The following is an 18,002-nucleotide window of genomic DNA, read 5'->3' as shown; positions in this document are numbered from 1 at the left end:
ATCAGCGCACGGGGCGCACCGGCGCCGAGATCTTGTCCGTGCGGTCGCGCTCGGACATGTCGACCACCGTCTCCATCGGCGCGGTCAGTTCATAGACGTAGGAGACGTCGGTGAAGAACCGCTTGGCGGTGCCCCCCAGCGCCTCGGGCGCGACGCGGTCCAGCAGGATCAGGCCGAAGTCAGAATCGGGCCGGCGCGTCGCCTCGCTGGTGTTGAACTCCTCCCAGCGGAAATGGAAGACCTCTTCGGGTGCTTCGCCGGTCACCGTCCAATTGGCGGTGATGTGCGGATGCTTGCCGACCAGCGACAGACCCTCGTCGGAATGCGAGGCGAGCTCGAAGAACAGCAGCGACAGGCTCTGCGCGGCGCGCGCGCTGACCGCGATGTCGGGGCCGGTGACGGCAATGCGATCGGCATGCGGAATCGCGCGCGCCTCGAACAGGCCCTTCAGCTTGACGCCCTGCCACTGGCTCTCGCTGAGCAGCGAGACCACGTTGGACATGGCGTGGATGCGGCCGATCAGGAGCTCGCGCGCGACGTCGATGTCCGAGCCGTGGCGCAGCGTGCGCGTCACGATCGACTGGATCACGGCCAGGATGTTCTTCACGCGGTGATTCAGCTCGTCGATGACCGCGGTCAGGCGGCGCTCGAAGCCGATCCGTACCTGGATCTCCCGGCTGAGCCGCAGATTGTTGTAGGCGACATAGCCGAACAGGCCGCACACCATCGCGGTGATGGCAAAACCGATCGCCGCCACGATGATCGCGGTCTGCTCGGCGCGGCGTGCCGAATTGGTCTTCGCGTAGTAGCTGAGCTGCCAGTCGCGGCCGCCGAAGCTCACCGTGCGCGTCGCCGATGGCGCCGGACCGTCCGCGCCCATGCGCGTGGAGACAATGCCCTGGTCGTTGGCGACGAGCTCGCCGCCCTCCTTGCGCGGATCCTTGAGTGCAACCGAGAACAACGACATGTCGTCGTTGGTCAGCATCAGTGTGGCAAGCTCGTAGGAGAACGTGACGAAACCGGCCGGCTCCGTTGCCCCCTCGGGAACCACGGGAGCAGCCACAATGATGCCGATCGGGCCGTTCCCGCGCAGCAGCGGCACCGGATCGGAAGCAACCGATCGCTTCTCGATCCTGGCCCGGGCGAGCATCGCGCTGCGCACCGGATCCTGGTCATAGCTGCGGCCAGGCAGCGCCTTGGTCTCGTCACTGCGCGGCTCGAGGTCCATCAGCACGTCGATCGGATGGGTGAGGCTCGCGGGGGCGATGGGCTTGTCACTGTAGTCACGGATCTGGGGCTTCGGGAATCCGGCCGCCGCGATCGCCGCCTGCGCCGCCGCGAGCTCGTTCGGCTGAAGCCGGGCAACCCAGCCGGCCACCACGAAGTCAGTCTTGAACGCGTAGATCGCCGAGCGCAGCGGCTCCAGCATATTGGGCTTGAGCACCGACGGCGCACGGAACAGGCCTGAGGCGACACGCGCGAGCAGCTCGCGCTCGGTGAGCCGGTCCTGAACCAGGCTGGCATGGACGTCGATCGCACGCGCGAGCGCGATCCGGTCCAGCGCCAGCTCCTGGTCGTGGACGCGATAGGCCGCAAGCCCGGAAAGCAAGGCTCCGAGCAGAGCGATGAAGCCGATAATGAAACCCAGCCGGACCACGCGACTACTCAGACGGAAGCGGGAGGTCGGCAATAAACACGGAGCATATGAACGCCGCTCGAACGGCCATGTGCCGAAACAGGGTGAACCCCAATGGCGCAGATAATGGAGGAGGAGGCATCAGTACGCAACTTGGGTCGCCTGGAAAGCTTAATCCGCCCGGCCGAGGGTCCGGCCGGGGATGGAATTGCCCCGGGCACCGGAGGTATTCAATCGCCGTGTCCGAAATTTGTTCCGCAAGGCGCGGCCCTGCCCCAGGCGTTAACGACGAAAACCGCCTGCGCCAAGTCGTCGCGTCGGTCAGCCCGCCCGTTTCAGCCCGCCTTTGGCCTCGATGAAGCCGACGATGCGGTCGAGCCCCTCGCTCTTCTTCAGGTTGGTCATGACGAAGGGGCGCTCACCGCGCATGCGCCTTGCGTCCGTCTCCATCTTCTCGAGGGAGGCGCCGACATGGGGCGCAAGATCGATCTTGTTGATGACCAGCAGGTCGGACCGGGTGATGCCGGGGCCGCCCTTGGACGGGATCTTGTCGCCGGCGGCGACGTCGATGACGTAGATGGTGAGGTCGGCGAGCTCCGGGGAAAAAGTGGCAGCGAGGTTGTCGCCGCCGGACTCGATCAGCACGAGATCGAGGCCCGGGAATTTCGCGCGCATGTCCGCGACCGCCGCGAGGTTCATCGAGGCGTCCTCGCGGATCGCCGTGTGCGGGCAGCCGCCGGTCTCGACGCCGGCGATACGATCTGGCGTCAGCGAGCCCGAACGCACCAGGAATTCCGCATCCCATTTGGTGTAGATGTCGTTGGTGATCGCGGCGATGTCATAGCGCTCGCGCATGGTCTTGCAGAGCAGGTCCATCAGCGCGGTCTTGCCTGACCCGACCGGGCCGCCAACTCCGACACGCAAGGGGCCGTGAGACGTAGCCATAGATTCTTCCCTATCGTCGTCCTGGCGAAAGCCAGGACCCATTACCACCGAACTCAATTGTCGCGGCAAGCTGTGGCCCCAGCTGTCCATAATCACAGGCATTCGTGGTTATGGGTCCCGGCCTTCGCCGGGACGACGCTGAGAGCCTAGCACTCATGACCTGAACAACCGCGTATACTGCGTCTCGTGCCGCAGGCTGGCGAGATCGGCGCGGAAGGTGGCGCTGCCGAGATCGTCCAATGCTGCAGTCAGCGCACGGCTGGCGGTGGCGGCCACCGCCGCTTCCAGCCTCACCAGCACGCGCTGGCTGTCGGTCTGGCCGAGCGGAATGAGGCGGCTGGCCGCCGAGATCCAGTTCGAGACCAGCGCATGCAGGAAGGCGTGCAGCGTCGGTGCCAGCGGCACGCCGTGCATTGCGGCAACCACACCGACGGCGACGGGATAGACCAGTGGCGTGCTGCATGCCGCAACCATGGCATCCAGGCCTTCCGCATCCCACGCGGCGCGGGAGATATCGATGAAGGCGCGGCCCTGCGAGACAGTCTCCAGTTGCCGCTCGCGCGATGGCACAAAGGCGCTCGCGAGTTCCGCGATGTCGCGCAAGGAGGTCTCCTCGCCCGCCTCGGTGGCGCGATAAGCCTGGACCAGGAAGACCGCATCGCAAAAGCCCGAGCCGTCGCCGAGCATCGCATCGAGCCAGTCCGCCAGCGTCGCGACGTCGACGATGTCGCCCGCTTCGACCGCCCATTCGATGCCGCTGGAATAGGAGAAGCCGCCGACGGGGAACGCCGGCGACAGCCAGGTCAACAACCGGTACAGCGCCGCCGCCTCGCGCCCGGCGAGGTCACCGGCACCGACAGGCTCATTTGTGGTCATGAGCATGCTTGTGGCCGTGGTGATGGTCGGGATGGTCGCAATGCTCGTCGTGGTGATGGTGGCCGTGTCCATGATCATGCGCGGCATGGTCATGATGATGGTGGTCATGGCCGTGATGATCATGACCGTGATGGTCATGGTGATCGTGGCCATGATCGTGGTGGTCATGGCCGTGATCGTGGTGCGCATGGTCGTCGTGCCCATGCGCGTGACCGGCGTCCGCGTAGGCGCCGCCTTCGGGATCGAACGGTGCCTCGATCTCGATGACGCGCGCGCCGAGGCCTTTCACCATGGCCTCGATGACGTGGTCGCGGCGGATGCGCAGGCTCCTGGCCATGATCTGCGTCGGCAGGTGGCGATTGCCGAGATGCCAGCCGACGCGGATGAGGTGGTGCGGATCGCGACCGCGGATCTCGAGCAGCGGCTCCGGAGCCGCGACCACCTCGACCAGCCTTCCGTCCTCCAGCACCAGCGCATCGCCGCCGCGCAGCGCGACGGCGTTCTCCAGGTCGAGCAGGAATTCGAGGCCGCGCGTCCCCGTCATTGCCATGCGGCGACGGTGCCGATCGTCAAAATCGAGCACGACCGTGTCCGCTGGCGCTTCCGTGAAGCGGTGTTGTCCCCTGACCTGCGTCGCCCGGATCATGCGTCTTACCTCTTTACCGTGTCTCGACCTTCTCGGGCGTGATGATTTCGACCTTCGGTGGCGCCGAGAAACACTTCACCGCGATGCGGCCGAACGTCTTCATGTGCTCCATGGCGCGATGCGGCACCAGCGCCTCGGCATTCTCCCACTGCTCGACGAACACCATCTTGCTGGGATCGGTGACGCTCTCATGCATGTCGTAGGCGATGTTGCCGGGCTCTTTCCGCGTCTCCTTGATGCAGGCGGTGGCACCTGCAATGAATTCGGCGCGCGTCTCGGGCTTGATGGTCAGGGTTGCAACGACGTAGATCACGAGAAATCCTCCCGGCTTTTCTTCTAAGGGTTAGATACCGGGCGGGACATTAGACCAGGCGGGACCGAACGCAAAACCGGAAAAGCCGACCCCGGACACGCACTCAAGCCATATTCCTGGGACATGCGTTGAGGCGCTATTTCAGTACATGAAATAACGCTGCGCCATCGGCAGCACCTCCGCCGGCGCACAGGTGAGCAGCTCGCCGTCGGCGCGAACCTCGTAGGTCTCCGGATCGACCTCGATATTGGGCGTGGCGTCGTTGTGGATCATGCTCTTCTTGGAGATCTTGCTGCGGGTGTTCTGGACCGCATAGAGCTTCTTCTCGATGCCGAGCTTTCGCGCGAGACCCCCGGTGATCGCAGCCTTCGAGGTGAAGACCACCGAGGACGAGGTGCGCGCTCTCCCGAAGGCGCCGAACATCGGCTGATAGTGCACCGGCTGCGGCGTCGGAATCGAGGCATTGGGATCGCCCATGGGCGCTGCGACGATGGTGCCGCCCTTGACGATGCAATCCGGCTTGACGCCGAAGAAGGCGGGCGACCACAGCACGAGATCCGCGAGCTTGCCCTTCTCCACCGAGCCGATCAGCTTCGACACGCCATGCGCGATCGCCGGATTGATGGTGTATTTGGCAATGTAGCGCTTGACGCGAAAGTTGTCGTTGTCCTTGCCCTTGTCCTGCGGCAGCGACCCGCGCTGCTTCTTCATCTTGTCGGCGGTCTGCCAGGTGCGGATGATGACCTCGCCGAGACGGCCCATGGCCTGCGAGTCCGAGGACATCATCGAGAGCGCGCCGAGATCGTGCAGGATGTCTTCGGCCGCGATCGTCTCCTTGCGGATGCGGCTTTCGGCGAACGCCAGATCTTCCGCAATCGAGGGATCGAGGTGGTGGCACACCATCAGCATGTCGAGATGCTCGTCGATGGTGTTGCGGGTGAAGGGCCGCGTCGGATTGGTCGAGGACGGCAGCACGTTCTTCAGCCCGGCGACCTTGATGATGTCAGGGGCGTGACCGCCGCCGGCGCCTTCGGTGTGGAAGGCATGGATGGTGCGGCCCTTGAACGCCTTGATGGTGTCCTCGACGAAGCCGGATTCGTTCAGGGTGTCGGAATGCAGCATCACCTGGATATCGTAATCGTCGGCAACCGACAGGCAGTTGTCGATCGCGGCCGGCGTGGTGCCCCAGTCCTCGTGCAGCTTCAGCGCGCAGGCGCCGCCCTTGATCATCTCGACCAGCGCGGCGGGCCGCGAGGCATTGCCCTTGCCGGAAATGCCGAGATTGACCGGGAAGGCGTCGAACGACTGGATCATCCGGCCCATGTGCCACGGCCCCGGCGTGCAGGTGGTGGCGAAGGTGCCGTGCGAGGGACCGGTGCCGCCACCCAGCATCGAGGTGACGCCTGACATCAGCGCGTGCTCGATCTGCTGCGGACAGATGAAATGGATGTGGCTGTCGAAGCCGCCGGCGGTGAGGATCTTGCCTTCGCCCGCGATGACGTCGGTGCCGGGGCCGATGACGATGGTGACGCCGGGCTGGATGTCGGGATTGCCGGCCTTGCCGATCGCGGAGATCATGCCGTCCTTGATGGCGACGTCGGCCTTCACGATGCCCCAGTGATCGACGATCAGCGCATTGGTAATGACCGTGTCGGCCGCGCCCTGCTTGTTGGTCACCTGCGACTGCCCCATGCCGTCGCGGATCACCTTGCCGCCACCGAACTTCACCTCCTCGCCGTAAGTGGTGAAATCCTTCTCGACCTCGATGATGAGGTCGGTGTCGGCCAGCCGCACCTTGTCGCCGGTGGTCGGGCCGAACATGTCGGCATAGACGGAACGCTTTATTTTGACGGACATCACAAGCCCCGTTTGCGATTGAACTGTTGGCTGCTCACAGCAAAGCTCTCGCTGCTTTCACAGCATCGTCGAATTTCGTATCGAGCCACGCATTGCCGCCGCGGCAACCCGCTACGACCTGCGTGGCCCAGTCGCTGTAGTCAGCGAGGTCGTCGCGTTCTTCAGCGGTCGGATCGGTTTGAATGCGCGCGCCGATGTTGCTGATCTTGTCGGCGATCTTGATCAGCTTTGCGCCGGGGGATTTGTGCGGAGCGTCCTCGATCTGTTTCTGGCGCCGCTTTGCCTTCGGCAGGCTCATGTCATCGGTACACTCGACGACGAGGGACGCGACACGCTCGGAGAACGTCTGCGCGAGCTCCTCGCGCGTGGTATCGGTGTCCTCGATCGTATCGTGCAGCCAGCCGGCTGCGACCAGCTCGGCATCGGCGCCATCGGTCGCGGTCGCAAGCAGGTTCGCGACCTCGGCGAGGTGATTGATATAGGGCTCATTGCCGCGCCCCTTGCGCGCCATGCCGTTGTGGCGGCGCGCGGCGAGGTCGGCAGCTTCCGATACGAGGCGGATTGGGGAAAGCATGGCAAATACCTCCGTTTCCGCCTCAACCGTGCCGCGCCGCGCTCGTTCCTGTGGAGGTCACAGCTTCCCCATGACGTCGCCGCGGAAGCCGTAAATCGTCTTCTTGCCCGCCATGGCGACGAGCTGGACGTCGCGGATCTGCCCGGGTTCGAAGCGAACGGCGGTGCCGGCGGCGATGTCGAGGCGCATGCCGCGGGACTTCTTGCGATCGAACTTCAGCGCGGGGTTGGTCTCGAAGAAATGGTAGTGCGAGCCGACCTGGATCGGCCGGTCACCGGCGTTGGCCACCGTCAGCGTCACGGTCTTGCGGCCGGCATTGAGCTCGATCTCGCCGTCCTGGATGAAGAGTTCGCCGGGGATCATGCTCTCGCTCCTACCTGATCGGGTCATGCACGGTGACGAGCTTGGTGCCGTCGGGAAAGGTCGCCTCGACCTGGATGTCGTGGATCATCTCGGGGATGCCCGGCATCACCTGGTCGCGGGTCAGCACCTGCGCACCGGATTGCATCAGCTCGGCGACGGTGCGGCCGTCGCGCGCGCCTTCGAGGATGAAATCGGAGATGATCGCGATCGCCTCGGGATGGTTGAGCTTGACGCCGCGGTCCAGCCTGCGGCGCGCCACGATCGCCGCCATCGAGATCAGAAGCTTGTCCTTTTCGCGGGGAGACAGGTTCATGAAGAATCTCTTCCGTTCAACACGTCAATTCAGCCAGTCATCAGTTCAGCCAGAGCCGCGGCAGGACCGCGCCGGTGCGCGCCAGCACGGTCATCATGTCGGCGCGCAAACGCGCCGCATCTTGGGCACAGAACCGCGCCATTGCAAAGCCATTCCACGCGGAGATTCCGACCTCGCCGGAGAAAGACTCCGACGCTTCCCGGATGCGCTCGACCAGGGCCTCGTCGCCGGGCACGATCAGGGCCGTGCCGATCGCCGCACCGCCCTTGGCCACGGCCGATCGCGCGAGCTTTGCGCCGATATTGCCGTCGAGCCGGACAGTTTCTGCGAACACCAGTCTGCCGCCGCGGCGCATCCGCCAGCGGTCGACAAACTCGCCCTGCTCCATCCGCTCGCCCATGGCGGTGCGGCCGAACACGACGATCTCGCAGAGCAGGAGCGAAGCCGTCTCGTCGAGCTCGATGTCGAAGCGGCGCTGCACGCGGGCGCGGTCGAACAGAATCGTCTCTTGCGGCAGCCAGGACAAATGCGCGCTGGCGCCGGCCTTCAGTGAGATATTGAGCTGCGCCGCGGGCCCCGGCGCGCGATAGACCTTTTCGGCGGCCGCCGTGGTCAGCGTCAGCCGCGCCGCATCGGAGGCTGATATCTCGATATCGAAGCGATCGCCGCCGGCAACGCCGCCGGCCGTATTGACGAACACGCCGGAGAGGCCCTGATCTTCCGGCGATGGAAAGCGGACGCGGAGCGAGCCGGATTCATGCAACGCGCCGCGCCGCGTCACGCCGTCGCGCGCATGCACGTCGAAGCGCACCGCGCCACGGGCACGGTTGGCTTCGAAAATCGTAGACGTGGCTGACAGTTCGCTGCGCATCCGTCTCCCCAGCCGGTCGCGGCAGGATTTTGCGGCTTACAGCGCCATCTGGCGGCTGATCTCGCTCGCGTCGAGGTTGGAGCGGTCACAGGTGAATTTCACCGCGCCGCGATCCATCACCGCGAAACTGTCGCCGAGTTCGCAGGCAAAGTCGAGATATTGTTCGACCAGCACGATGGCGATGTTGCCGAGGTTGCGCAGGTACGAGATGGCGCGGCCGATGTCCTTGATGATCGAGGGCTGGATGCCCTCGGTCGGCTCGTCGAGCAGGAGCAGCTTTGGCCGCATCACCAGCGCGCGGCCGATCGCGAGCTGCTGCTGTTGGCCGCCTGAGAGGTCGCCGCCGCGCCGGCCGAGCATGGATTGCAGCACCGGAAACAGCGAGAACACGTCGTCCGGAATGTGCTTGTCCTCGCGCTTGAGCGGGCCGAAGCCGGTCTTGAGGTTCTCCTCGACCGTCAGCAGCGGAAAGATCTCGCGGCCCTGCGGCACGAAGCCGATGCCCTTGCGCGCCCGCTCGTAGGGCTTGAGGCCGGTGATGTCGCTGCCGTCGAACACGATCGCGCCCGAGGAGATCGGATATTGCCCGACCATGGCGCGCAGCAGCGAGGTCTTGCCGACGCCGTTGCGCCCGAGCACGCAAGTCACCTTGCCGGGCTCGGCCGAGATCGAGACGCCGCGCAGCGCCTGCGCCGCGCCGTAGAACAGGTTGATGTCCTTGACCTCAAGCATCGCTCAGCGTCCCAGATAGACTTCGATGACCCGCTCGTTGGACGAGACCTGGTCGATGGTACCTTCCGCGAGCACCGTGCCTTCATGCAGGCAGGTGACCTTGACGCCGAGCTCGCGCACGAACGTCATGTCGTGCTCGACCACCATGACGGTGTGGGTCTTGTTGATCTCTTTCAAGAGCTCGGCGGTGAGATGCGTCTCGACGTCGGTCATGCCCGCGACGGGCTCGTCGACCAGCAGCAGCTTCGGATCCTGCGCCAGCAGCATGCCGATCTCGAGCCATTGCTTCTGGCCATGGCTGAGGCTGCCGGCGAGGCGGTTGCGGGCCTCGGTGAGGCGGATCGTCTCCAGCACCTTGTCGATGCGCTCCGACTCCGCCTTGCTGCCGCGCCAGAACAGCGTGCCGCGGACCGAGTGGTCGACATTGAGCGCAAGCAGGAGATTGTCCTGCACGGTCTGGCTCTCGAACACCGTCGGTTTCTGGAATTTGCGGCCGATGCCGAGTTCGGCGATGCGGGTCTCGTCGAGGCGCGTCAGGTCGGTGACGCCGTCGAACAGCACGGTGCCCTCGTCGGGCTTGGTCTTGCCGGTGATGATGTCCATCATCGTGGTCTTGCCGGCGCCGTTCGGACCGATGATGGCGCGCATCTCGCCGGGCTCGAGCGTCAGCGACAAATTGTTGATGGCGTGGAAGCCGTCGAACGAGACGTGCACGCCGTCCAGGTAAAGCATCGCGGAGGTTGCGCGGGTGTCCATGACGTTCATGACCGCTTACTCCGCCATCTTGGGTTCGGTGACGCCGTCTTCGGCTGCGGCGCTCGCAGCGGACGCCGCGGTCCGTTTTTCCTTCGACTGATCCCACCAGGCATTGAAGGTGCCGACGATGCCCTTGGGCAGCAGCAGCGTCACCAGGATGAACAATGCGCCCAGCATGAACAGCCAGTACGGCGCGAGCATGCCCGAGGTGAAGAAGGTCTTGGCGTAGTTGACGACGACGGCACCGAGTGCGGCACCGACCAGGGTGCCGCGGCCGCCGACCGCGACCCAGATCACCGCCTCGATCGAATTGCCCGGCGCAAATTCGGATGGGTTGATGATGCCGACCTGCGGCACGTAGAGCGCACCGGCGACGCCGGCCATGCAAGCCGACACCGTGAACACGAACAGCTTGTAGGATTCGACGCGGTAGCCGAGGAAGCGCGTGCGCGATTCCGCGTCACGGACCGCGATCAGCACCTTGCCGAGCTTGGACGAGACGATGGCGCGGCAGATCAGGAAGCCGATGATCAGCGCCAGACAGCTCAGCGCGAACAGCGCCGCGCGCGTACCCTCCGCCTGCACGTTGAAGCCCAGAATGTCCTTGAAGTCTGTCAGGCCATTGTTGCCGCCGAAGCCGAAATCGTTGCGGAAGAAGGCGAGCAGCAGCGCGTAGGTCATCGCCTGCGTGATGATCGACAGATAGACGCCGGTGACGCGGGAGCGGAAGGCGAGCCAACCGAAGCAGAAGGCGAGCAGGCCCGGCACGAACAGCACCATCAGCGCCGCGAACCAGAACATGTCGAAGCCGTACCAGTACCAGGGCAGCTTCTGCCAGTTCAGGAACACCATGAAGTCGGGCAGGATCGGATTGCCGTAGACGCCGCGGGTGCCGATCTGTCGCATCAGGTACATGCCCATCGCGTAGCCGCCGAGCGCGAAGAAGGCGCCGTGACCGAGCGAGAGGATGCCGCAATAGCCCCAGATCAGGTCGATCGAGAGCGCCAGGATCGCGTAGCAGACATACTTGCCCCAGAGCGCGACGAGATAGGTCGGCACCTGCAGGAACGAGCCCGCGGGCAGCAGCAGGTTGAACAGCGGGATCAGCACGCCCAGCGCGGCGACCACCAGCAGGAAGATCGTCGCGCCGCGGTCCAGCGATCGCGTCAGCATGTGAGGGGTCATGCTTCCACCGCACGGCCCTTGAGCGCGAACAGGCCGCGCGGCCGCTTTTGAATGAACAGGATGATGAGAACGAGGATCGCGATCTTGCCGAGCACGGCGCCGGCGACCGGCTCCAGGAACTTGTTGGCGATGCCGAGCGTGAAGGCGCCGACCAGCGTGCCCCAGAGATTACCGACGCCGCCGAACACCACGACCATAAAGCTGTCGATGATGTAGCTCTGGCCGAGATTGGGGCTGACATTGTCGATCTGCGACAGCGCCACGCCGGCGATGCCGGCGATACCCGAGCCGAGGCCGAAGGTCAGCGCGTCAACGCGCGAGGTGGCGATGCCCATCGAGGCCGCCATGCGGCGGTTCTGCGTCACCGCGCGCATCTCAAGACCGATCGCGCTGTAGCGCAGCATCGCGAGCAGGATCGCGAACACGGCCAGCGTGAAGCAGAGGATCCAGAGCCGGTTGTAGGTGATGGTGATCTGGCCGAGCTCGAACGCGCCGCTCATCCAGGAGGGATTGCCGACCTCGCGGTTGGTCGGGCCGAACATGGTGCGCACCGCCTGCTGCAGCACCAGCGACAGGCCCCAGGTCGCCAGCAGCGTCTCCAGCGGGCGGCCGTAGAGGAAGCGGATGATGCTGCGCTCGATCAAGACGCCGATCGCGCCGGCGACGACGAAGGCGAGCGGCACTGCGATCAGCAGCGAATAGTCGAACAGGCCGGGGTAGCGGGTGCGGATCACCTCCTGCACCACGAAGGTGGTGTAGGCCCCGATCATCACCATTTCGCCATGGGCCATGTTGATGACGCCCATCACGCCGAAGGTGATGGCAAGGCCGATCGCGGCGAGCAGCAGCACCGAGCCGAGCGACAGGCCGTACCAGGCGTTCTGCACCGTGGACCAGACCGCGAGCGAAGACTGGATCGAGCTGATCGCACTGGCTGCAGCCTTGGTCACCGAAGGCGGCTGATCACCCATGCCGGTGAGCAGCGCCATCGCCTCCTGGTCGCCGCGCGCCTTGAGGGTGGCGACGGCCTCGAGCTTCTCGACCTCCGTGGCATCGGACTTGAACAGCAGGATCGCCGCGCGGGCCTCGCCGAGCGCCGTCTTGACCGACTTGTTGCTTTCCTTGGCGAGCGCGGCATCGACGGCCTCGAGCGCCGTCTCCTCGTGCGACTTGAAGACGGATTGCGCGGCCTGCAGGCGCGTTCCGACATCCGGCGACTGCAGGGTCAGGCTGCCGAGCGCGGCATCGACGCTGCGGCGCAGGCGGTTGTTGAGGCGGACCGCGCTCGCACTGTCGGGAACGCTGGCGACGGCCTCGCCAGTCGCGGCGTCGATCGACTTGCCGTCGGTGCCGGTGACGTAAACCTTCTTGCTATCAGGATCGGCCATCAACCGGCCGTCCTGGAGCGCGCTGATGATGGGAAAAGCCAGCTTGTTGCCGCTGCTGGCGATCACACCGACCGCTTCCTCGGTATCGGAAAAATCGTCGTTGGCGAACTTGGCGACCGCATCCTCGAACGGACCGGCAAAGGCCGGCAGCGCGAACGCGATCAGAAACAACGAGAGTACAAACGAGCAGAAGCGAGCGGACAATTTGGTTGGCACTTTGGATCACCCCGGCAGAAGTGGGGAGAAGGCGGCGGAATAGCCGTCTTCTCCCGTCGTGCGATAAAACGTCAGATCCGGATCAGGAGCCGGAGCCGAGGCACTTGTTGGTCTTGGTGTTGAAGTTGCCGCACTTCTTGCCGACCCAGTCGCCGATCAGGTCCTTGGAGCCGTCGAGCTCCTTCGACCAGGCGTCACCCGCGACGAGGCCCGGGGTCTTCCAAACCACGTCGAACTGGCCGTTGCCCTTGATCTCGCCGATGAACACCGGCTTGGTGATGTGGTGGTTCGGCAGCATCTTCGACACGCCACCGGTCAGGTTCGGCGCCTCGATGCCGGGAAGCGCGTCGATCACCTTGTCCGGATCGGTCGACTTCACCTTCTCGACCGCCTTCACCCACATGGCGAAGCCGATCACATGCGCTTCCATCGGGTCGTTGGTCACGCGCTTCGGATTCTTGGTGTAGGTCTGCCAGTCCTTGATGAACTTCTCGTTCGAGCCGTCCTTGGTCTTGATCGACTCGAAGTAGTTCCAGGCAGCCAGATGGCCGACCAGCGGCTTGGTGTCGATGCCGGCGAGCTCTTCCTCACCCACCGAGAACGCGACCACCGGGATGTCCTTGGCCTTGATGCCCTGGTTGCCGAGCTCCTTGTAGAAGGGAACGTTGGCGTCGCCGTTGATGGTCGAGACCACCGCGGTCTTCTTGCCGGCCGAGCCGAACTTCTTGATGTCGGCCACGATCGTCTGCCAGTCGGAGTGACCGAACGGCGTGTAGTTGATCATGATGTCTTCCTGGGCGACACCCTTCGACTTCAGGTAAGCTTCCAGGATCTTGTTGGTGGTGCGCGGATAGACGTAGTCGGTGCCCGCGAGCACCCAGCGCTTCACCTTCTCTTCCTTCATCAGATAGTCGACGGCGGGAATCGCCTGCTGGTTCGGCGCCGCACCCGTGTAGAACACGTTGCGCTCGCTCTCCTCGCCCTCGTACTGCACGGGGTAGAACAGGATGTTGTTGAGCTCCTTGAACACCGGGAGCACCGACTTGCGCGACACCGAGGTCCAGCAGCCGAACACGACCGAGACCTTGTCCTTGGTGATCAGCTCGCGCGCCTTCTCGGCGAACAGCGGCCAGTTCGAGGCGGGATCGACCACGACGGCCTCAAGCTTCTTGCCGAGCACGCCGCCCTTCTTGTTCTGCTCGTCGATCAGGAAGAGGATGGTGTCCTTCAGCGTGGTTTCGCTGATGGCCATGGTGCCGGAGAGGGAGTGAAGCACACCGACCTTGATGGTATCGTCCGCGGCCTTGGCGCCGGTCAATGAGGCCAGACCGAGCATCAGTCCGGCGGTCGCGGCGAGAACGCCGCGGCGGCTAAATGACGCCGCTCTATCGCGAGTGGATTTGGTAAGCATTTGTGTATCATCTCCCTGACGCAGACGTGAAAAGACGCTGCGAAACGGCCCCACGGCCGCCTGCGATTAATGGAATCGCAAGAACCATGCCATGGGCTGAACACGCGGTAACACGTTGGTTTTGTTTAGAAATTCCGCAGAAAACAAAGTTTCGCCGTAGTCAAATTGCTCAAATCTTGAGCGAATAAAATGTATGCTAATGCGGCAGACAGTTCATTTTCTGAGCAAAATGGCGCTTCTGTCTAAATTTCCGGCATAACTATTTCTGCACCGCAACCGCGGTTTGGCGCGGACTTGCCTTGAAAGCGCCCCGTCGATGTTCCATATGAACAGCCGAGACCTCTTGCGAATCAAGGGGTCGTAGCGAGCCGCGTGTTCTTAAGCCCCCTCCGGGCCTCTGGCTTGCCCCATATCATCCAAGCCATCCGACACCCCAAACACGCAGGTGTCTTCTCGACACCCTTTTGCGCGCGCCGCGCTGAATGCGCCGGGCGCCCGCTTTTGACATGGAAAGAACCCATCTTTTGACTTCGTTTCAGGACTTCGGCCTCGCCGAACCCATCGCGCGCGCTCTTCGTGAAGAGAATTACGTCACCCCAACCCCGATCCAGGCCCAGACCATCCCGCTGGCGCTGACCGGCCGCGACGTCGTCGGCATCGCCCAGACCGGCACCGGCAAGACCGCGTCCTTCGCGCTGCCGATCCTGCATCGCCTGCTCGAGAACCGCATCAAGCCGCAGCCCAAGACCGCCCGCGTCCTGGTGCTGTCGCCGACCCGCGAGCTTTCGGGGCAGATCCTCGACAGCTTCAACGCCTATGGGCGCCACGTCCGCCTGTCCTCGACGCTCGCCATCGGCGGCGTTCCGATGGGCCGCCAGGTCCGCGCCCTGATGCAGGGTGTCGACGTGCTGGTCGCCACCCCCGGGCGCCTGCTCGACCTCGTGCAGAGCAACGGATTGAAGCTTTCGAGCGTTGAATTCCTCGTACTCGACGAGGCCGACCGCATGCTCGACATGGGCTTCATCAACGACATCCGCAAAATCGTCGCCAAGCTGCCGATCAAGCGGCAGACGCTGTTCTTCTCGGCCACCATGCCGAAGGACATCGCCGAGCTCGCAGACTCCATGCTGCGCGATCCCGCCCGCGTCGCGGTGACCCCGGTCTCCTCGACTGCCGAGCGGATCAACCAGCGCATCCTGCAGGTCGACTTCTCGGCCAAGCCCGCCTTCCTGACCAAGCTGCTGAAGGACGAGCCGATCAACCGTGCGCTGGTCTTCACCCGCACCAAGCACGGTGCCGACAAGGTCGTGAAGACACTCGAAAAGGCCGGCATCCCCGCCAGCGCCATCCATGGCAACAAGTCGCAGAACCATCGCGAGCGCACGCTGGCACAGTTCCGCTCCGGTGAAATCCGCACGCTGGTTGCCACCGACATCGCCGCCCGCGGCATCGACGTCGACGGCATCACCCATGTGATCAATTTCGACCTGCCCAACGTGCCCGAGACCTATGTGCACCGCATCGGTCGCACCGCGCGCGCCGGGGCCGACGGCACCGCGATCTCGCTGGTCGCCGGCGGCGAGGAGCTCAGCTACCTCCGCGACATCGAGCGGCTGATCAAGGTGGCGCTGCCGCGCGAAGACCTCCGCACCGATGCCGGCCGCCGCGATGCGGGTCCTCCCGCGCCGCAGCAACGGCAGGGCCGCGGAGGCCGCCCGGGCCAGCGTCCGCAAGGCGCACGGCACGGTGACGGACGTCGGGCCGACGAAAGGCATGGTGACGGACGTCACCATAGCGCCGGCAAGCAGGGCGACGGACGTCCCGGTGAAGGCCGGCACGGCGGCGACGCGCGGCATGTCGACGGACGATTCAACGACGGCCAGAACGCCTCGAAGGGGTCTCGCCGCCGCCGCCGCTCCGGTGCTAATAAGCTGGGACATTCGCAAACCGATCGGTCGGAACAGCGTCCCGCGCATAGCGCCGGCAAGCCTGATGGGATACAAGGCGTGGCCTTTCTGCGCCGTGAGAGTCGGCCGAACGGCCAATCGACCCGCAAACCCTATTCGCACTAGCCGTCCACGACCTGGAGATATCAATGGCTAAGGAAGAGCTGATCCAGTTCGAAGGACTGGTCACCGAAATCCTCCCCGACGCCCGCTACCGCGTGCAGCTCGACGCCGGACACGAGATCGTCGCCTACACCGCCGGCAAGATGAAGAAGAACCGCATCAAGACGCTCGCGGGCGACCGCGTGACGGTGGAGATGTCGCCCTATGACCTCGAGAAGGGCCGGCTGATTTTCCGCCACAAGGACGAGCGTCCCGCAACCGCGGGCGGACCGCCGCGCCCCGGTCAACGTGGTGGCCAGTTCCGCCGTCGTTGATCCGCTTCCAGCGCATCGATACGGAAGTAAAATTCTGACCTGTATGCTGATCCGCCGCGCGCATCGCGGCGGATCAAAAAATCGTGCACGTCCGGATTGTTTTGAAGCCCCAATTCCAATAAAATGAATTAATCGATTTTCGGCCGGACGACATTGGCATCCACCGGTATAGCCGGTTCAGACACGCTGACGACCCTTCCAGAAATTCGATCTAACCTGTCCGCGCGAGCGGACTTTTACATTGTTTATCTGAGAGGGAACTACCCCATGAGCATGGGAACCGTGAAGTGGTTTAACGCGACCAAGGGCTTCGGCTTCATCCAGCCCGACGATGGCGGCCAGGACGTGTTCGTTCACATCAGCGCCGTCGAGCGCGCCGGCCTCGGCACGCTGCGCGAAGGCCAGAAGCTCTCCTACGAGATCGTCGCCGATCGCCGGTCCGGCAAGTCGGCCGCCGACAATCTTCGCTCCGCCGGCTGAACCTGCGGACCTTCGGTCCGGATCGGCTCGACCGAGCAAGTCGAAGCAACAATGGAAAAGGCCGTGCGCGACGCACGGCCTTTTTTCATGTTGGAGATCGATGCACTCAGTAGATCGTGCAGGCGGTATCCGGGCTGTAATAGACGCAGGTCGACTGGCGCGGCCTCGTATAGGCGACGTCACTCAGCGTGATCGCGCTCTTCAGCGCATAGCCGACCGACGGCGTGTAGGTGTAGCTGACCTCGCTGAAGATCAGATAGGTGCCACCGATCGCCAGCGTCGTGGGAATCGTCACCGCGGACTTCGGCGTCCGTGGCACCGATCCCTTGCTCCACTGCACATGCGCTTGCAGAGTCGAGGGATCGACATAGAGCTCGGTGATCGTCGCCGAGACCGGCGAGGTAGCATAAGGCGTCATGATGCCGGTCGAGGCAGCGAAGAAGTTGGTCATGTCGGTATCGCTGACCGACGTCGACTGCGAGGTGAGGTCCGACAGCGTCCGCGCCATCAGCGTCACCTTGCGATCGATTGCCACCGCCGACGAGAACTCCACCGTGCCGAAAAACATCACCAGCATCAGCGGCACGACCACGACGAATTCGGTGGCCGCAAGCCCCCTGCTATCGGCGAGGAATTTGTACGCGGTCAGACGCGTCGCCTGCCACAATTTCGCAATCGCCTGCATCGTTTCGCCCGATCACTTGTCCTGTTGTTTGAGCATGATCTTGCCGGAAAACCGCTACGCACCTTTCCGGATCATGCTTTAGTCGTCCGTGAAGAAGGACTAAGCCACTGATCGGGAATCTCGATTTGGGCTAAGGGGCATTTCCAGATTGCAAGGTTTTGATGCTTTGGGCGTCAGAACCTTGCGATTTGGTTTTCGTGGATTCCCTCGAAGCGGGAAGCATGATTCCTTGTCTGCATCGGAGGGAACGATGCGGCCGAAGAAGCACAAGACGACGGGATCGAACGATCTGTTCCGGGCTCGGCTCGACCAGATCATCAATATGAAGCACGAGCTGGTTCTGCTCGCCGGCAAGGTCGATTGGGACTGGAT

At 64.0% G+C, this 18,002-nt stretch carries 19 protein-coding genes; 3 read left to right on the top strand and 16 right to left on the bottom strand.

The annotated features are described in order from the left end of the window. Position 1: 1 nt before the first annotated feature. The 15 genes from IQ16_RS00095 to urtA all read right to left on the bottom strand — a co-directional run bounded on the left by IQ16_RS00095 (position 2) and on the right by urtA (position 14,082). A complete protein-coding gene (locus IQ16_RS00095; protein WP_018646619.1) occupies positions 2-1,657 on the bottom strand; it encodes a CHASE domain-containing protein in 1,656 nt (551 codons plus the stop codon). A 300-nt stretch (positions 1,658-1,957) separates the two neighbouring features. Beyond that, entirely contained in the window at positions 1,958-2,581 is a 624-nt protein-coding gene (ureG, locus tag IQ16_RS00090) for an urease accessory protein UreG (protein WP_018646618.1), read from the bottom strand. A 153-nt stretch (positions 2,582-2,734) separates the two neighbouring features. Continuing rightward, complete coding sequence (locus IQ16_RS00085; RefSeq protein WP_018646617.1) at positions 2,735-3,463, bottom strand: urease accessory protein UreF; 729 nt, start codon at positions 3,461-3,463, stop codon at positions 2,735-2,737. Then, entirely contained in the window at positions 3,444-4,103 is a 660-nt protein-coding gene (locus tag IQ16_RS00080) for an urease accessory protein UreE (protein WP_018646616.1), read from the bottom strand. Before IQ16_RS00080 ends, IQ16_RS00085 begins: the two co-directional genes overlap by 20 nt. A 13-nt stretch (positions 4,104-4,116) precedes the next feature. Next, positions 4,117-4,416, bottom strand: a complete 300-nt coding sequence (locus IQ16_RS00075) for a putative quinol monooxygenase (RefSeq protein ID WP_018646615.1) — start codon at positions 4,414-4,416, stop codon at positions 4,117-4,119. A gap of 141 nt (positions 4,417-4,557) precedes the next feature. Continuing rightward, positions 4,558-6,273: an urease subunit alpha gene (ureC, locus tag IQ16_RS00070; protein ID WP_026312558.1), complete on the bottom strand. Its 1,716-nt coding sequence runs from the start codon at positions 6,271-6,273 to the stop codon at positions 4,558-4,560. Between the two features lie 34 nt (positions 6,274-6,307). Next, positions 6,308-6,847 (bottom strand): HD domain-containing protein, encoded by a 540-nt coding sequence (locus IQ16_RS00065; protein ID WP_018646613.1) that lies wholly within the window; start codon positions 6,845-6,847, stop codon positions 6,308-6,310. A gap of 57 nt (positions 6,848-6,904) precedes the next feature. After that, positions 6,905-7,210, bottom strand: a complete 306-nt coding sequence (locus IQ16_RS00060; RefSeq protein ID WP_018646612.1) for an urease subunit beta — start codon at positions 7,208-7,210, stop codon at positions 6,905-6,907. A gap of 10 nt (positions 7,211-7,220) precedes the next feature. Next, entirely contained in the window at positions 7,221-7,523 is a 303-nt protein-coding gene (locus IQ16_RS00055; RefSeq protein WP_018646611.1) for an urease subunit gamma, read from the bottom strand. A 40-nt stretch (positions 7,524-7,563) separates the two neighbouring features. Beyond that, the gene (locus IQ16_RS00050) at positions 7,564-8,394 is read right to left on the bottom strand and encodes an urease accessory protein UreD (protein ID WP_018646610.1); all 831 of its coding nucleotides are present in this window, start codon (positions 8,392-8,394) and stop codon (positions 7,564-7,566) included. A 36-nt stretch (positions 8,395-8,430) separates the two neighbouring features. Further along, positions 8,431-9,126 (bottom strand): urea ABC transporter ATP-binding subunit UrtE, encoded by a 696-nt coding sequence (gene urtE, locus IQ16_RS00045; RefSeq protein WP_018646609.1) that lies wholly within the window; start codon positions 9,124-9,126, stop codon positions 8,431-8,433. Positions 9,127-9,129: 3 nt separating this feature from the next. Further along, positions 9,130-9,891 carry an urea ABC transporter ATP-binding protein UrtD gene (gene urtD, locus IQ16_RS00040; RefSeq protein ID WP_018646608.1) on the bottom strand — a complete coding sequence of 254 codons (762 nt, stop codon included), beginning with the start codon at positions 9,889-9,891 and terminating at the stop codon, positions 9,130-9,132. Between the two features lie 6 nt (positions 9,892-9,897). Then, positions 9,898-11,067 (bottom strand): urea ABC transporter permease subunit UrtC, encoded by a 1,170-nt coding sequence (urtC, locus tag IQ16_RS00035; RefSeq protein WP_018646607.1) that lies wholly within the window; start codon positions 11,065-11,067, stop codon positions 9,898-9,900. Then, positions 11,064-12,671: an urea ABC transporter permease subunit UrtB gene (gene urtB / locus IQ16_RS00030; RefSeq protein ID WP_018646606.1), complete on the bottom strand. Its 1,608-nt coding sequence runs from the start codon at positions 12,669-12,671 to the stop codon at positions 11,064-11,066. The genes urtC and urtB overlap by 4 nt, the downstream gene beginning before the upstream one ends. 82 nt (positions 12,672-12,753) lie before the next feature. Further along, positions 12,754-14,082: an urea ABC transporter substrate-binding protein gene (gene urtA, locus IQ16_RS00025; protein ID WP_026312557.1), complete on the bottom strand. Its 1,329-nt coding sequence runs from the start codon at positions 14,080-14,082 to the stop codon at positions 12,754-12,756. A 482-nt stretch (positions 14,083-14,564) separates the two neighbouring features. On the opposite strand from urtA, the gene IQ16_RS00020 reads away from it, so the two are divergent. The 3 genes from IQ16_RS00020 (at position 14,565) to IQ16_RS00010 (ending at position 16,945) form a co-directional block, all read left to right on the top strand. Next, positions 14,565-16,154: a DEAD/DEAH box helicase gene (locus tag IQ16_RS00020; protein ID WP_018646604.1), complete on the top strand. Its 1,590-nt coding sequence runs from the start codon at positions 14,565-14,567 to the stop codon at positions 16,152-16,154. A 23-nt stretch (positions 16,155-16,177) separates the two neighbouring features. Continuing rightward, positions 16,178-16,465, top strand: coding sequence for a translation initiation factor IF-1 (gene infA / locus IQ16_RS00015; RefSeq protein WP_018646603.1), 288 nt, complete (start codon positions 16,178-16,180; stop codon positions 16,463-16,465). Between the two features lie 267 nt (positions 16,466-16,732). Beyond that, on the top strand, positions 16,733-16,945 hold the full coding sequence (locus IQ16_RS00010) for a cold-shock protein (protein WP_008131892.1): 213 nt from the start codon (positions 16,733-16,735) through the stop codon (positions 16,943-16,945). Between the two features lie 106 nt (positions 16,946-17,051). Here the strand turns inward: IQ16_RS00010 and IQ16_RS00005 are convergent, their stop codons facing one another. After that, positions 17,052-17,630, bottom strand: coding sequence for a TadE/TadG family type IV pilus assembly protein (locus IQ16_RS00005; RefSeq protein WP_018646602.1), 579 nt, complete (start codon positions 17,628-17,630; stop codon positions 17,052-17,054). Between the last annotated feature and the right edge of the window lie 372 nt (positions 17,631-18,002).

The organism is Bradyrhizobium huanghuaihaiense, from assembly GCF_007830635.1.
Taxonomy (GTDB): Bacteria; Pseudomonadota; Alphaproteobacteria; order Rhizobiales; family Xanthobacteraceae; genus Bradyrhizobium; species Bradyrhizobium huanghuaihaiense.
This window is presented reverse-complemented; position numbering and strand designations above follow the sequence as displayed.

Excerpts from the sequence above, each read along its gene's own strand:
- ureG (WP_018646618.1), bottom strand. The coding sequence starts at position 2,581 with ATGGCTACGTCTCACGGCCCCTTGCGTGTCGGAGTTGGCGGCCCGGTC.
- IQ16_RS00085 (WP_018646617.1), bottom strand. The coding sequence starts at position 3,463 with ATGCTCATGACCACAAATGAGCCTGTCGGTGCCGGTGACCTCGCCGGG.
- IQ16_RS00080 (WP_018646616.1), bottom strand. The coding sequence starts at position 4,103 with ATGATCCGGGCGACGCAGGTCAGGGGACAACACCGCTTCACGGAAGCG.
- ureC (WP_026312558.1), bottom strand. The coding sequence starts at position 6,273 with ATGTCCGTCAAAATAAAGCGTTCCGTCTATGCCGACATGTTCGGCCCG.
- IQ16_RS00065 (WP_018646613.1), bottom strand. The coding sequence starts at position 6,847 with ATGCTTTCCCCAATCCGCCTCGTATCGGAAGCTGCCGACCTCGCCGCG.
- IQ16_RS00060 (WP_018646612.1), bottom strand. The coding sequence starts at position 7,210 with ATGATCCCCGGCGAACTCTTCATCCAGGACGGCGAGATCGAGCTCAAT.
- IQ16_RS00055 (WP_018646611.1), bottom strand. The coding sequence starts at position 7,523 with ATGAACCTGTCTCCCCGCGAAAAGGACAAGCTTCTGATCTCGATGGCG.
- IQ16_RS00050 (WP_018646610.1), bottom strand. The coding sequence starts at position 8,394 with ATGCGCAGCGAACTGTCAGCCACGTCTACGATTTTCGAAGCCAACCGT.
- urtE (WP_018646609.1), bottom strand. The coding sequence starts at position 9,126 with ATGCTTGAGGTCAAGGACATCAACCTGTTCTACGGCGCGGCGCAGGCG.
- urtD (WP_018646608.1), bottom strand. The coding sequence starts at position 9,891 with ATGAACGTCATGGACACCCGCGCAACCTCCGCGATGCTTTACCTGGAC.
- urtC (WP_018646607.1), bottom strand. The coding sequence starts at position 11,067 with ATGACCCCTCACATGCTGACGCGATCGCTGGACCGCGGCGCGACGATC.
- urtA (WP_026312557.1), bottom strand. The coding sequence starts at position 14,082 with ATGCTTACCAAATCCACTCGCGATAGAGCGGCGTCATTTAGCCGCCGC.
- IQ16_RS00020 (WP_018646604.1), top strand. The coding sequence starts at position 14,565 with ATGCGCCGGGCGCCCGCTTTTGACATGGAAAGAACCCATCTTTTGACT.
- infA (WP_018646603.1), top strand. The coding sequence starts at position 16,178 with ATGGCTAAGGAAGAGCTGATCCAGTTCGAAGGACTGGTCACCGAAATC.
- IQ16_RS00010 (WP_008131892.1), top strand. The coding sequence starts at position 16,733 with ATGAGCATGGGAACCGTGAAGTGGTTTAACGCGACCAAGGGCTTCGGC.
- IQ16_RS00005 (WP_018646602.1), bottom strand. The coding sequence starts at position 17,630 with ATGCAGGCGATTGCGAAATTGTGGCAGGCGACGCGTCTGACCGCGTAC.